1 protein-coding gene is annotated in these 17,054 nt (G+C 65.8%); it reads left to right on the forward strand.

The annotated features are described in order from the left end of the window. The first annotated feature begins 25 nt into the window (after positions 1 to 25). The gene (locus ABIB99_RS21075) at positions 26 to 17,053 is read left to right on the forward strand and encodes a leukotoxin LktA family filamentous adhesin (protein WP_354177427.1); all 17,028 of its coding nucleotides are present in this window, start codon (positions 26 to 28) and stop codon (positions 17,051 to 17,053) included. Position 17,054: the final 1 nt, after the last annotated feature.

Consider the following 17,054-nt stretch of genomic DNA (forward strand, 5'->3'; position numbering starts at 1 on the left):
CGAATGCCGATGAAGAGGATATGAAATGCGCGGACCATCTGCGACGCGACGCAATGACGAGCTGACGACGCTGCGGAGGCTGGCACGCTTCCGCTCGATGTCGCTGCTCTGCGCGATGCAGATGGTCTTCCTGCCGGTGTTCAGCGTCCGCCTGCAGGCGCAGACGGCGAACGTGATCACCCCGGACGGCCGCACCGGGACGAGCCTTCAGACATCAGGCAGCGTGACCAACGTCACGACGTCGACGATTTCGGGCAACAACGCCTTCAACTCGTTCTCGCAGTTCAGCGTCGGGCAGGGCAACACCGTCAATCTGCAGCTGCCGACCGGCACGCAGAACCTCGTCAACATCGTTCGCGACGCCCCGGTCTACGTCAACGGCACGCTGAACTCCTACATGAACGGCGCGATCGGCGGTAACGTCTATTTCGCCGACCCCAAGGGGTTCGTGGTCGGCCGCAGCGGCACGGTGAATGTCGGCAGCCTCAACGTCTCGACGCCGACACGCGAGTTCACCGACAGCCTGATCGGCGCAGGCGGGCAGATCAACCAGTCGGCGGTCGGCAATCTGATGGCGGGCTCGTTCCCTGTCTCGCCCGACGGCAACATCCGTATCTATGGCCGCATCAACGCGATCGACGGTGTGCGCCTGACCGGGCAGAACGTCTTTGTCGGCGGCGCCAGCCAGCGCGACATCGCCAATCTCGACCACGCCGCGAAGTTCGCAGCCTCCGTCAACTCCAAGGGTCTGCGCAGCGCCAGCGCGATCACCGTGAGCAACGGCTCGATCCATATCGGCGCCGTCAACAACGCCAGGATCAACGGACGCCTCACTGCGCAGAGCAAGAGCGCGACGCCGAGCAACATCACGGTTCAGGCCGGCAACAACATCGATGTCGGCAAGAAGGCCAATCTCAACATCGCAAGCGCAAACGGCAATGCCGGAGAGATCCGCCTGAAGGCGGCGCAGAACCTGACCGTCGCGGGCGGCGCCAGGTTCGATGCCAGCGCGAAGACGGGCAATGCCGGTCTCGTCGACTTCAGCGCGAACGGGATCATCGACATTGGGAAAGGCATCAAGGTCGATCTCAGTGCGGACAACGGCAAGGCCGGCACGCTGCTGATCGACCCGACCGACGTGGTCGTGGGTGATGCCGCCCAGGGCGACACCGGCGTGACGCTGTCGAACAGCTCCATCGTGAATGCGCTCGCCGGGCTCAGCGCCGGTGCCGACTACCTCATCCAGGCCGATCATTCCATCACGCTGGCCGCGCATGCGATGATCGATGCCCGCCGTCTCGATGGCTCCGGCCATTCGACCGGCAACGCCAACAACGTCATCATCGACGCGCCGAACATCGAGATCATGAATGGCGCGCAGATCCTGGCCCAGTCGGTCAACTTCGGCGGGACCACCTACGCCGACGGCAACGTGACGCTGAGGGCAACGGCGAGCGACATCAAGCTGTCCGGCCAGGCCACCGCCGCGACGGCGATCACGGTCGACGGCAAGATTACCGGCGGCATCGTCTCGATCACCGCAACCTCGACGGCCGTGTCGAGCTTCCTGAACGGTTCTGTGGCCGGTGATTTTGCGCTCGTCGGCTCGACGCTTGCCGCCTCGGTGCTCGGGCTCAATGGCGGCTATCTCGCCGCAAGCGCCACGGCGACCATCAACATCAACAGCCATGCCGACATCAACGGGCGCGGCGATGTCACAATTTCCGCACACGCAACGGAGACCGTGTCGGATCCGGCGGTCGCCACCACCTTGCTCGGCAGCCTCACGCCTGTCGCGGCCGGCGTGGTCGTCGGCAAGATCGACGGCACTGCCACGACCAACGTGGCCTCGGGTGCGACGGTCAACGCCGGTGGCAACCTCGAGATCAAGGCGCTCAATGATGCGACCATCGCCGTCTCCGCCGTCGCAGCGTCGACTAGCGCGCAGATCGTCCCGACGGTGGCCTATTCCACGGGATCGGTGACGACGACCGCCAATGTCGCGACCGGTGCGCATATTGCCGCGGGCACGGTGAACACGAGCGGCAGCACCCTGAAGGTCCGCGCGATCAACAATAATTCGTTCTCGACCAGCGCAACGTCGGTTGCGGCGAGCGGGCCGAATGCGAGCGGCGCTGTCGGCGCCGCGGTCGCCATCAGCGACGTCACGACGTCTGCGACCGCGACGCTCGGCGCATCGCTCGGAACCAGTGCCGGCGACCGGATGAACGGTTCCGTTCTGGTCGAGGCGACGTCCGACACCACGAGCAATTCCACGATGGCCTCGGCCATCGCCGGCCTGCCGGCGCTGGTCGCGGCGATCCAGGAATTCGCGGTCTCGAACGTCGCTTCGCCGACGCACTTCGTCATGGACCACATGACCTCGCTGGTGCCGCTGAGCTTCGATTTCAAGGTCGCAGGCGCGCTCTCGCTGGCCAACAGCACGCAGAGCGCGACCGCTGCGATCGCGCAGAATCCGAGCGGCGGCGCGCCGAGCATCTATGCCAGCGGCAACGTCGCTGTCGCCAGCAACGTCATCGATCGCGGCGTTCGCAGCAATGCGACGTCCAGCGCGATCACGAAGGACGTGTCGACAGGCGAGGGGACGGCGATCAGTGCAGCCGTTGCCTGGGGCAATTTCACCCACAATTCGAACGCCTACGTCGGCAACGGGACCCTGATCAACGCGGCCAATATCGCCGTCGATGCCACCACCGAATTGCCGATTACCAACACCTGGCTGAAGTGGGACGGGCTGGGTGCGGTCCTGAGCCATCTCAACGGCAATCTCGGCGTCGGCGGCAACATCCTGACCAGCTACGCCAACGCCACGGCTGATGCGGGAGACACGATCGGCATCGCAGGTTCGCTGAACCATTTCGTGGTGAACAACAACACGACGGCGTGGGTGGCCGGTTCCGCCAGCCTGACTGCGACCTGCACGACCGCGACCTGCGGCAGCAGCTGGTCGGCCGGCATGGACAATGGCGACGTCCACACCTACAACGCCAGCATTCAGATCGCGGCGACCACGACCACGGCGTCGATCGATGCCGCCGGCAACGTCGGCACGCTCGGCTTCCTGTTCGGCAACACCTCGGGCGGCTCCTCCGTCGGCGGCGCGCTCAATCTCGTCCAGTTCAACACCAATACCATCGCCGGCGTTTCGGACCGTGCGACGCTGCGTGCGGCGGACGACATCGCCGTCAACGCGATCACTTCCGACCGGTTCGTCGCTGTCGCACCGTCGTCCGGCAAGGCTGCCGGCACGCTGGCGCTGAACGGCATCACTTCGCTCGGTTTCCTGAACAACACGACGCACGCGTCGATCTCGAGCCAGGCCACCGTCTATGCCCCGACCGTCGGCATCCTGGCGCAGCAGGATCTGTCGGTCGTGACGCTGTCCGGCGCGATGAGCTATAACGGGAGCGGCGGTTCGGCGGTCGGCTTGTCGGTCGCCTATCTCGGCGCAAATACCGACACCTCCGCCTATATCGGCGACAACCATTCCGACATCCGGCCCGGCGTGTTCAGCGCCAACGATCCGTTCGCCGGCACCAGCGGCGGAAGCGGGGCGGTCAATGTCGACAATCTGACACTCAGCGCGACCACTTCGGGACGCATCACGGCGGCCGCCGTCGCGGCAGCCGTCTCCGATCCGGCGTCGTCGAGTTTCTCCGACAAGGCAGGCGCTGCCGGCGCCGCCTCGACCGGAGGCACCGCCGGCGTGACGACGGCGGCGGGCAAGATTGGTTCGACCTCGGGATCGAGCACGAGCGGCTTCAGCCTCGATCTCGCCGGCAGCTCGTCGGTGAGCGACGTCTCGCTCGGCACCAGCGCCTATATCAGGAACACGACGGTCAACAAGTACACCACGACCGGCGCCGTGCTGACCAACACGATCGTTCAGGCGCTGAACGACACTATGCTCAACAATGGTTCCGGCTCCGCGGCGCTCAATCTGGCCGGAGGGTCTGCCACGGGGGCTGCGATCGGCGGCGCGATCGCGGCGGCGATGTCGAACAATGCGACGCTCGCCTATATCTACGGCACCACCATGAACAACCAGAGTTCGGTGACGGTGCAGGCGCTCAATGGCGGCTCGGAGACCGTCGTTGCCATCGGCGTGGCGGGATCGAAATCCAATTCAGCGTCGCTGTCGGCCTCCGTCGGCATCATCACTGACAGCGCCAACGCCTATATCGAGAGCTCGACGATCACGGGGCAGGCGTCCGGCGTCAACCGGGCGCTCGAGGTCGATGCCTACCAGACCACGAACATCGCGATCGGCGGCGGCTCTCTCTATATATCGGGCGGCCAGGCCGGAGTCGGCATCGGGCTGACCTATGCCTCGATCGCCGATCCCACCGGCGGAAACGCGACCGACGCGCATATCCGCAGCACGGCGATCTCGAATTACGACACCCTGTTGGTGATGGCCGACAGCGCCAGCGTGATTGCGGCCGGTGCGGCCTCAGGCGGGGGCGGGGCCAGCGCCAACGGACTTGCCGGCGCGATCGTCGTCAGCGAGATCACGCCGACCACGACAGCCTATATCAACAGCGGCTCGACGGTGAGCATCAATGTCGGCCGCGTGACGGTGCTGGCGGACAGCGGCGCGGTGTCGGCGCTCGACACTGCGCTCGGCAACCTCGTCAAGAAGTCGAACAACAATCTTCTCGCGTCGGATACCTGCACGGTCGCCGGTGGCACGGGCGGGCAGAACTGCATCGACTTCAGCGCGGCCGCGCTCAACGACGGCACGGGGAATGGTCCGGGCGCCAGCATCGTTTCCGTCGCGGGCCTCATCCAGGCCGGCAAGAACAATGTCGACGCCTCGATCGTCTACAACACGATCGCGACCACGCATTCGGCCTATATCGCCAACGTCCTGATGACGGCCGGCAGCAACGGCAATGTCAGCGTGAGCGCGGTCGATTCCTCGAAGATCCAGGCGGTCACGATCGGCTTCGGTCTTGCCACCGGACAGTTCGCCGGCGTCGGCGGCACCACGATCAGCAGCATCTCCAACACCGTTTCGGCGGCGATCGGCAACAACCAGTCCAGCACGACGCAATCGTCCGTCACGGCCCGCAACATTTCAGTCAACGCGACCGACAATTCCAGCATTACCGGAACTGCCGCCGTCGCGGGCGCCTCGACGCAAGGCAGCGCCGCGGGCCTGGCGCTCGTCTACAGCAGCATCGCCAACAATGTCAGCGCCGGCGTCACCGGGTCCAAGCTGACCGCCTCGGGCAGCGTCGCCGTCGGTGCGAACTCGAACGCCAACATCTCGACCGTCGCCGTCGGTATCGCGATGTCCTCGCAGGTCGGGCTGGCCGGTTCGGTCGCCACCAATCTGATGGGCACCAACGTCACCGCCAGCATCACCGCCGCCGGCACCAATGGGATCAACGGCGCCGACGTCACCGCCACCAACAACGTCGTCGTGATCGCCGGCAACAACGACAAGGCGGCCGTGTTTGCCGGTGCCGTGTCGATCAGCAAAGGCGGAGCCGGCGGCGCAGGCTCGCTGGTGACCAACCAGATCACCGGGACGACGGCGGCCTATATCAGCGGGGCGAACACCAAGGTCGACGCGCTCGGGACCAGCACCACCGATACGCTGTCGGTCAACAACGGCACGCTGGTGCATGCCTTCGATCTCGGAGCCGCCCACGCGCCGACCGACTCGACGCCCGATCTCTCCGAGAACCAGGACATCCTGCGCGGCCTGGCCGTGGTCGCGAGTTCGCACCAGGCGGTCGTGACCAACGTCGCGTCGGTCGCCGCGAGCAGCGGCATCGCCATCATGATCAACCCGATCACCAATGTGATGAGTGGGGAGACCAGGGCCTATATCGACAGTGCCGCGATTGACACGCGGTTGACGTCGTCGACGCTGGCGCCACAGATCGAGGTCGCGGCGTCGAGCTTCTCCTATTCCGGCGCGTTCGGTGCCGGCATGGTGGCTCCCACCGGCAACGGCGGCGGCGGTGCCACCATCATCAGCACCACGATGCAGCGCGGTACGTTTGCCTACATCACCAATTCGACTGTCGGCGGCGTGCAGTCGTCGAGCGCGACGGTCGGCGCCGTCACCGTGAAGGCCAATGCCGAGCAGGACGCGTCCTCGATCGCGATCGGCTTCAACACCGGCTCGGTCGGGTTGAACGTCTTCCAGGCGACGACGGAAGCCTACGTCGATGGTGGCGCGCTGACGGCCGCATCGCTGACGGTGAACGCCACCAACAACACCGGCATCTTCTCCGCGAACGGCTCCGGCGCCTATGGCAGCCAGGCCGCGATCGGCGCGGCGTTCCTGGTCCAGGTCTCCTCGAACCGGACCGAGGCCTATGTCGGCGACGAATTCCACTATCAGGGCAATGGCGCTGCACACACGACCGCGCTCAATCTGAGCGGCGCGCTCGACGTCGAGGCCACCACCAAGAACCGCTTCGAGGCCTATGCGATCGGCGGTGCGCTCTCGACCGGCACGGCGGCGATCGCCGGCATGGCGAACATCGAGATCGCCAACAACACCACCATCGCCGGCGTCTACGACACCACATTGCAATCGGTGACGGGTGGTGCGGCTGGCGCGGTCACCATCAACGCGACCGAGGACGTGGCGATCAAGGAGATCGCGGGGGCGCTCGCGGTTGGCGCCAGCGGGGCAGGGGTCGGCATCGGCGCCGCCGCCAACGTCATCAGCTTCAAGAGCCAGACCATTGCGGAAAGCCGCAACAGCAATCTGAACTCGGCTGGCGCGATCAACGTCAATGCGCTCAGCACCAAGGAGGTGCTGTCCTACGCGGTCACCGCGGGCATCGGCGGCAGCGTCGGTATCGGCGCGACGGTCGGCGTCATCATCATCGGCACCAACACCGCCGATGCCGACACCCAGGGCCAGCAGACCGGCCAGCTCAATCAGGGCAACAACGGCACCATCGCGTCCGTGAACAACGGCACCAACCATACGCAAGGCAGCAACGCGGTCGCCAGCGGCACGGCCGGCAATCCGAACAGCGCCAACGTCAGTTCGACCTACGACGTCAGCAGCGTGCTGAGCGGCGGCAACGACGCCGTCGTCGCGCAGATCGCGGGCGGCAACGTCACAGGTACGCAGGTCAATGTCACTGCCACCAGCGCCAATGCGGCCAAGATGTATCTGCTCGGCGCCGGCTTTGCGAAAAACGTCGGCATCGGGGCCGGCATTGGCTACACCAGCGTCAACAGCACCGTGCTCGCCAATCTGAGTGACTACGGACGCAACGGCTCCGGCGTGCTGGTGGCTGCAGATACGCCTTTGGCCGTCTCGGCACCGATTGTCACCGTTGCGGCGGTCGTCAAGGACGCGACGACTGGACCTTATGCCGGCAAGACCATCGACACCGAGGCGATCGCCGGCGGTGCGGCGCTTTACTTCGGCGCCGATGCGGCTGTCGCGGTCGGCAATGTCAGCAACTCCGTGGTGGCGATGCTTGGCGGCCAGATCACCGGCACGGGCGGCGCCGGCACTGGCGCCGCGGTCATGGCGCAGGATTCGACGACCCAGGTGGTCTTCACCGGCGGCGTCACCGGCGGCGCCGTGGCTGTCGGCGCTTCGGTCGCGTCGGCAAGCCGAACGAGCTCGGTCGCTGCGAGGGTTCTGAACGGCTCCGCCGTCAACGTCACGACTCTGGCAGTTGGAGCAAGCGGCGCCGGCACCTTGACCACGACGTCCACAGCACTTGGTGGCGGCATCGTCGCGGGCGTCGGTGCGGATGCGGAGGCCCACGAGAACTCGTCCGTGTTGGCGGAGATCGGCAGCAGTGCCTCGATCACGACGTCGGCGGCCGGCGTCGGCACGCTGGTGTCGGCGTCGATCGCGCCCAACCTGTCGAGCGAGGCAATCGGCGTTTCGGTCGGTGGCGGTGCCGTCGGCGTCGCCATCGCCAAGTCCACGGTCGGCGCCACGGTGACGGCCGATGTCGGCGACAACGTCAGCTTCTCGGGCGGTGCGCTCGCGGTAACCGCCATGGCGCTGGTTCCGACCGTCGGCACCACGACGTGGGCCAAGGCGCTCGCCGGCGGCGGCGGCTCGCTGATCGGCGCACAGGGTAGCCTTGCCGTGGCGTCCGAGAACGCGACGGTGAGCGCCTATGGCGGGACGGGGATCAGGCTTCCCAACGCCGACGTCACCATCGCGGCCGAGAACGACAGCGCCCAATACGCCGAGGGGACGGGCCTTTCGAGCGGCTTCCTGGCGCTCGGTGCTACCGTCGCGCAGACGTCGTCGAACGCGCACACCTACGCCTATTTGGGTGCGCCGGCGGACATGGATAATCTCAATCACGGAAGTTACACGGGCATCCTCCGGATCACGGCCACCGGTACGGATACCAACGTCTCCAACGCGACGGTCGGCGCGGGTGGCACCTATGCCGGCGCGGCGGCGGTCGCGACGACCAGCTCGACCGCCGTGACCAACGCACGGTTCGACGGCGGCACGACGGATGACACGCTCTATTTCGGCGGCCTCCGCATCAATGCCAAGCACACCACGAATTACGCCGCCAGCGGCGACGCCTATCAGGCCTCGACGGCCGGTGTCTCCGCCGGCAAGGCGCAGAACGACGTCGACTCCACCACCACTGCCGAGATCGGAACGCACCTGATCATCAATTCGGCGGGCGGCAACATGGTCGTCATCGCCAACGACATCGTCAACCAGGGCGGCGGCGGCGCGCGGTCGGGCTCCGGCGGCTCGTTCTCGGGTGCAGCCGCACTCAGCACCTCGACCGTCACCCAGCACGTCAACACAAATATCGGGGCCGGCACGGTCCTGAGCCTCAACGGCGATCCGCGGACGTCGGCGGCGTTCATCAATATCGAGGCCTACAACACGCTGAACACCAACGATACGGCGAGCCTGGCCACGGCCAGCTTCTTCGCCGGCGGCGGCGCCGAATCCAACATGACGGCGAACGCCACGCTCGCGGTCAACATCAATGCGCGCGAGCTGTTCAGCGTGGGCAAGATCTATATCGGCACGGCGGCGAAGATGGCGGCGGCGAACAACGCCAATGCCAGCCTCTACGGCGCGATCGCGGGCGTCGGCGCCAGCACCAACAGCTGGGTCCACGCCAACCAGTCCGTCAATGTCGGCGACAACGCGAAGATCGCGGCCTGGCGCGACATCACCATCTACGCGGGCCTCGCCGGCGACGGCACCGTCTTCAGCAGCGTGCAGGCGACGGCGACGACGGTCGTCTACAACAACACCGCCGTTCCGATCTCCACGCTTTATCGCGGCACGGCCAATGCCGACGACACCACGAGCCTGACGCTGGCCCCCACGTCGAGCATCCTCGGCGCGCGTGACATCTATCTCGGCGCAACGCAAGGGCAGGTCACGGCGGCCGGCAACGGCAGCAACTACAATCCGTATCTGGACATCTTCAGCGCCAAGAATAGCGACAACCACAGCCACACCAGCGGAACCGGCGATGTCGCGCTCAATGGCCTGGTGGTGGCCGGCGTCAACAACGATTTGACGATCACGATCGAGCTCGGTGCGGCCGCGCCGACACTGAGCACGACCAGTCCGTATACCCTGCTGACAAACGGCTCTTCGTCGGTCCTCGAGCTCGTCCCCGACGTCAATCACTTGAGCCCAGTGATGAGCTGGAACCACCAGACGGTCCAGTACGCCGTCGTCGGCAACTTCAATCCCTACCAGCTGGTGGTCAACCAGCTGGCGTCGCTGACCGGACTGACCGAGTCGCAGGTCCGCTCCCAGCTCGCGGCGGCGACGCCCACGGCGCCTGCCAGCATGTTGCCGTCCGGCACCGATCCGACCGGCGACAAACAGCGCCAGATCGACACGTTGATCAAGCAGGCGCCGTTTACCTCCGACGCGCCCGGCAACGCCTTCGCGTTCGGCGACATCATGGTGTCCGCCGGCAACGTCTCGATCCTGGCCCAGAAGCTCACCGGCAACAGCGGGACGAATCCCGCAGCGCCCGCGGTCATGGCGCGCAGCTCGCCCTTGATCAAGATCGAGAACAAGGGCCTCGACTTCATGAGCCTGGGCAATCTCACGGTCACCGATGTGACCGGAGGCAACATCACTTACCGTCAGATCGACCATGTCGACCCGGATTCTCACTCCAACGTGACCTTCACCGCGATGCCGAGCGCGACGCCGGTCATCGACGTCTCGGCCACCTACAACCGCCTGGATCCCGACAGTGGTCAGGGCATCGACCAGAACGGCAACGTGCTGACCCGCACGCCCGACATCTATTTCAACGGCGCCGTCAACAACGCGAACGGCCTGCTCAAGATCATCAACAATCTCGGCAGCGTCGTCGCATCGCAGTCGCTCAGTGCCGCGACCGTCCAGATCGTGGTGCCCAAAGGCACCTTCACCTTCCTCGGCGGTATCGGGAGCTTCTACGACAGCGGCAGCGCGGTCACCTCGCAATGGGCCACCACTGAAAACAGGCCGGAAGACACGCTGACCGCGGTGATGACGGCGGCGACCTATCTCGGCGCCTACGGCGACTACTATACCGCTCCGCATATCGCTTCGGGAACCGATCACCCCTATTTCTATTACTGCTGCACCGACGGCAGCCACGGCGTGTATCAACCCGTCGGCAACGCCGACGCCAGCACGATCTTCACCGCGCGCATGCTGATGACGTATTACGACGGCACCTCGCTCTATTCATCGATCTTCCTGCCGGTGGGCAGGGGTACGCCTGGGAACACCAGCACTCCCGATGCCGGCAGCGTGCCTGACATCGCGACCCTCAAGATCATCGAGGGGCAGTCGCAGGACTCGTCCAATGTCGTGCTCGCGCAGTGGAAGAAAACGACTTATGACGGCCGCAACGTCTACACCGATAGCGGTCCGTACAAGACGCCGTTCAACTGTGCGTCAGCCTGCGACAGCTCGGGCTTCTTCCAGGTGATCAACATCCAGCCGGATGCGATCACGCCGAAGACCGCGGACGCGCCGGCCACCGCGACTGCCACCCGGACCATCAGCGGCCAGGCGGTCATCATCTCGGCGTCGGTGATCAACATCAACGGCACCATCCAGGCCGGCTCGAGCAGCAATTACTCGGTCGCCATCGGCGCCGCGGCGTACGATGCCATCTACGGCAGCAACGGCCTCAAGAACCGCAACGGCGGCGCGGATTTTGCCGCGGCCCAGGCCAATGCGCGGAACGGCGTCTATTACGACATCTCGGGCTCCGTGACGGCGTCGGCCAGCGGCGACGCCAAGATCGGGGTCAGGTACAACGCTCTCACCGACCAGCTCATCCTGAATGGCGTGGCGCAGGGCGCCGGCGGCTACGTCTACCTCAACGGCAAGATCATCTCGACCTCGACCGACAGCACCCAGACCCAGGGTAACATCGAGATCAAAGGCGGCGCCGGCACGGTCACCGTCAACAACACCAGCGGGCTCCAGCTGGTCACCAACACCATCAATACCAGCGTCACTGCCCAGAGCGTGGTCGAGATCGTCGACCAGCTCAAGGGGAAGACGACGTGGTGGGTTTACGATCCCAAGGCTGCAAGCAGTCAGCAGGTGTCGCGGTACGAGACCAACAGTGTCACTGCGGCCGCGATCGACCCGTCGATGCTTACGGCCAGGACCGGTACGGCGGGCGTCCAGTACCGGACGCAGGAGAACATGCTCTATCAATGGGTCGACACCGCGACGCTGGATCGTCTACCCACCAGCACGCAGTTCGACTACGGCTGGAGCTTCACGCCCAATCAGGTCACCGGCGAGAACTGGACCCGCTCGACCAACCTGGTTTCAGGCACGCAGAGCAGCAACTATCAGAAAGTCACCACCGCCACAGGCAGCTATCACTGGGCGGGAGGCGTGAACCCGGATGGGAGCCCCGTTGGACTCAACACCCATTCCAACGCGTGCTGCGGCGCGGACGCCCAGTACAACTGGTACCAGGCGATCTATGATCACCTGACGCTCACGCTGACCAACACGGTCAAGGCGTCGAACCCGATCAACATCAAGTTCATCGGCGGCAGTAGCAGCGACGTCGTGGTCAATTCGACCTCGGGCATCGTCATCAACGGGTCGATCAACAACCAGCAGGGCACGACGACGCTTGCCGCCACCGGCGCCAACTCGTCCATCACGGTCGCCGCCAATGCCAACAACCCGGTGATCTCGGGGACGAGCGTGACGCTTCGGGGTGACGGCGGTATCGGCACGCTCGGCACCACCAAGGCGCCCGTCCAGGTGCAGCTCTATGGCGGCAGCCTGACCGCGAGCTCGATCGACCGCGACATCGCGATCTCGGCCATCGGCGCGCTGTCGATCAACCAGGTGAAGGTGAATTCGGCGGGCGCTACGCCGCAAGGCAGCGTCTTCCTCTCGGCGACGGGCGACATCAACTCGGCGTCCGCCTACAACGTCGGCACCCCCGTCGTGATCGGCAAGAACATCGAGATCAACTCCACCTCCGGTGCGATCGGCGCGAAGAGCGCCGTCGTCAATGGCGCATCCACCCTGACCAACATCAATCCGCTGGTGATCCAGGCGACGGGGACGATTCAGGCCAACGGCAGCGTCGATGGTGGTGTTCTCGACAGCGCCTCGGCCACCGGCACCTACATCATCCAGTCCAAGGGCGATTTGCGCCTCGGCACGGTCCAGTCGACCGGTGGCCCGGTCTTCCTTGAGGCGGCGGGCTCCGACAACAACCCGGCCAACATCCTGAACGGCCGGGCGGCGGTTGGTCTGACCCAGGCGCAGAGCCAGCATCTTCAGGACGTTCAGGCGAGCCTCGACCTGCTCAGCGGCAATGCCGCCACCAACGCCGTCAACAGCTACCAGTCGATGGTGACGTCGGCCTACAACGACTACTTCCAGCTCAAGAACATCGCCTTCCCGAACGGCAGCACCTACAACCCGACCTCGGTGGGGCAGACGGTGCTGCGGGCGCAGGTGGCTGCCAAGCTCGGCATCGATCCCGCGAACGTCACGACGACGCAGATGAAGACCGAGGCCACGACGCGGTTCCTGAGGGACCAGTTCCTGCTCGGCAAGATCACCACCGACGAGCTCAAGACCTCGCTGACGACGTTGCTGGGCAGCGCGCCCACAGATCCGCTGGGGACCGTGTTCGGCAGCTCGCTGTCGTCGACCCTGTTCACCAAGCTGTTTGACGGCGTGGCGACAGCCAATCAGCGCATGCCGAGCAACACGGCGCTGCAGACGGCGCTTGGCGCCTATAACGCGAATTACAGCTACACGCTCGCATCGACCGAGCGGGTCTACAGCATCATCACCGCGGGCTCGCAGTGGACGCAGAGCCAGCTCGCCTACACGGTGTCGTCGTCGGCCGTCGGCGCGGCGCCGCCGCCGATCGACGAGAACGTCGTCGCCAATGTCAGCGCCAACCAGATCATGCTCTACGCGCCGCGCGGCTCGGTCGGCAATTCGGCAGCGCCCCAGACGTTCACCTTCACCAGCGTCGATTCCTCGTCGCTGACGCCGGAGCAGAGGGGATTGCTCGCCACCGCCGGTCCCGGCCAGCTCACCGTCGGCGCGGTCACGGACCCGACGACCCATGTCACGACCTATACGGTCAGCCTGTCGCAGCAGAACCTCGTCGTCGTCGACAACCCGATCGCGATCTCGGCCAAGGCGCTGACGAACATCTATCTCGGCAGCAAGAACAGCCTCGCGCTCGGCGGCGTCACTGCGAACTACGGCCCGATCGCGGCCGCGCAGGCCAACGGCATCGAGGTGACCGGCCGCGGCGACGTCAAGCTCGACGCCGTCAACAGCATCTCCGCCAACGCAAGCGGGGCCGTGATCTCAGGTGATATCGGCAACCTGACCCTGATCGCCGAGCACGGTAATGTCGGTGCCCCCTCGGGGGCCGCCGGAAGCAACCCCGCGAACAATACGAACGCGCTCCAGATCGCGTTCGCGGATCCGTCCAACGATCAGCTCGACCAGGTCTCGTCGGCGCAGGGCATCTACCTGAAGCAGACCACCGGCGATCTCATTCTCGGCAACATCGCCGCCGGCAATGCGATCCAGCTCGCCGCGACCGGCAGCATCTATGCCGAGGCCGGCTTCACCGATCGTACGGCGATCCACATCCTGGGCGCCGACCTCGATCTGCGCGCCGGCGGCAACATCGGCTTCAACGGCTCGACCTTCCAGCCGCTCCAGGTGAATATCTCCGGCGCGGTGACCGGCTCGGCGGTCGGCGACCTCAGCATCCTCGCCGTCACTGGCGATCTCATGGTCGGCACGAGCGGCACCTATGGGATGCTGACGGCCGGCGGCGCGCTGACGCTCAACGCTGCGCGCGGCGGGCTCACCGTCAATGCCGACATCACCAGCGGCGGCCTGATGCAGCTGCTCGCCAACCGCGGCATGAATTTCGTCGCCGGCACCAGCGCTGCGCCGGTGGTTGCGACCAGCGGCTCGGACGGCGTGACCCTGGTCGCCGCTACGCTGACGATGGGCGCCTATTCGGCCATCAACGCGGCCGGATTGATTTCGGTGACCACCACGGGCGATGCGACGATCGGCCAGCTGAACTCGTCGCTGTCCTATGCGGCGGCCTCGAACGCGCCCTCGATCATCGTCACTGCCGGTGGCGTCGCCTCGCTTGGCGCGATCCTCGACAATGGCGACGGCCAGACCAGGTTCGTCGCATCCGGCGCGGGCGCCGAGCTGTCGCTGAGTGCATCGAACGGTATCGGAAGTGCCACGAGCCGGCTCGCCTTCAACGCCGTACAATTGTCGGCGAGCGCGAGCGCCGGGGGCATCTACCTGAAGGCGCTGACCGACACCGAGGCGAGCCTGCTCTCCGCGGTGAAGGGCAACGTGGACATCGTCGGCACCGGCGCGCTGACGCTCGACCAGGTGCTGGCGGGCACGGCGACCGGCGCGAGCGGCAGCTTCAGTGCCGTCGCGAACAACGGCAGCATCGTGATCGGGACCGCCGACAGCAGCGGCTCGCAGACGGTCCACGCGACCCAGAACGTGACGTTCAAGTCGCTGACGACGACCGGAAATGCCGGCGACGCCGGCAACATCGGCGTCACCGCCGACAACGGCTTCATCCTGGCGCAGACCGTGGTGTCGGGCGGCGTGACCACGCTGGGCTCGGTCTCGGCCCACGGCTCGGCGACGCTGCTCGCGGCGACGACCGTCACCGGCAACACGCTCGCCACCACGACCGGCTCGGCCGTGCTGACCGCGACCGGCCCGATCGACTGGAACACGCTCAACGCCGGGACGACGCTGGGCGCGACGGCAAGCCAGGGCAGCATCACCTTCAAGACCGCGCAGAGCGGCGGCACGCAGACCATCCGCGCCCATGACAATGTGACGTTCAATGCGCTGACGACGACCGGCATCACCGGCGATGCCGGCAGCATCAACGTCACCGCCGACAACGGCTTCATCCTGGCGCAGACGGTGACGTCTGGCGGCGTGACGAGCCAGGGCTCGGTCTCGGCCAACGGCTCGGCGACGCTGCTTGCGGCCACGACCATCACCGGTAACACGCTCGCCGCCACGACCGGCTCGGGCCTGCTGACCGCGAGCGGTCCGGTCAACTGGAATGTCCTCAATGTCGGCACGACGCTGGGCGTGACGTCAAGCCAGGGCAGCATCACGTTCCAGACCGCGCAGAGCGGCGGCACGCAGACCATCCACGCCCATGACAACGTGACGTTCAACGCGCTGACGACGACGGGCATCAACGGCGACGCCGGCAGCATCAACGTCAACGCGGACAACGGCTTCATCCTCGCGCAGACGGTGATGTCAGGCGGCGTGCCGACGCTCGGCTCGGTCTCTGCCAATGGCTCGGCGAGGCTGATCGCGGCGGGGACCAACACCGGTCATAACCTCACGGCCACGACCGGCAACGCAGTCCTGAGCGGCACCGTCGTTCGTTGGGATAATCTTAGCGCGGGCGGCACGCTCGACGTCACCGCGACGGCCGGAGGGATCACCGTTGGCACCGCCATCAGCGGCGGCACGCAGACCCTGCATGCCGTCAACGATATCGTCTTCAGCCAGCTTACCACGACCGGTATCCCGGGCGATGCCGGCGACCTCTACGTCAAGTCCGACACGGGCTCGCTCCGCGGCGGATCGATCACCGCCAACGGCGAGACGCGTTTCGATGTGGCCGGATCGGTCTCGTTCGACCGGATCAGTGGCGACATCGTCAAGATGACGTCGTCGGGTGACCTGACGATCAACTGGGTCAGCGTCGTCCGGGAGCTCGACCTGGCGGCAGACACGATCAACGTCAGGGGCGAGCAGATCCGTTCGAATCCGGCGATCCCGCTGATCATGAACATCACCGGCTATAACGGCGGCGTCGCGAAGTCCGCCAACATCTCGATCGACCCGGACAGCATCATCGTCAATCAGTTCAGGGTGGTGGACGCGAACTTCTGGACCGACGCGCATGCGGTCACGATCCTGAACGGCTATGTCCCGGGCCAGCTCATGCTCACCACCGCCACCCAGCAGGTGTTCCTGAACAACCGGACGCTGGTGCCGACCAACGGGCCGACGCTCCAGCTCTACCAGCCGGGCGGCGTGTTCACGATGAGCCAGATCGGCAACGCCAATGTCAGCAACGCCTACGTGGTGTTCTACACCGGCGACGTCTCGGCGAGCGTCACCAATTACGGGCCGACGCACACCTGCTGCTACGACTTCACCGGCGCCAGCATGGTGCGCAACATCCCGGTCGACGGCGAGGGCAAGGAGAGCATCGAGACCTGGCTCGCGAAGAAGGATGGCGGGACGTTCTATTTGCTCGGTCTCTCCGGCCAGGCGCGGCTCGATGCGCTGCTGACGCCGCGTCCGGTCGAGACCATCGGCTCCGGTCCCGCCGTCAACATCGAGGGACTGAGCGACCTGCGCAAGCTGCGCCGTCAGGGGCAGCGCGTGGGTCGCCCGGGCTGGAAGGATGCGGCGGTCGAGACGGCGAAGCCGTCCGTTGGCCGTCTCGCACAGGCATGGTAAC

The sequence above is a fragment of the Bradyrhizobium sp. LA6.1 genome, from assembly GCF_040547805.1.
In the GTDB taxonomy this organism is placed as follows: domain Bacteria; phylum Pseudomonadota; class Alphaproteobacteria; order Rhizobiales; family Xanthobacteraceae; genus Bradyrhizobium; species Bradyrhizobium barranii.

Bases quoted from the DNA above. Each gene is read 5' to 3' on its own strand.
- ABIB99_RS21075 (WP_354177427.1), top strand. From the start codon at position 26: ATGCGCGGACCATCTGCGACGCGACGCAATGACGAGCTGACGACGCTG.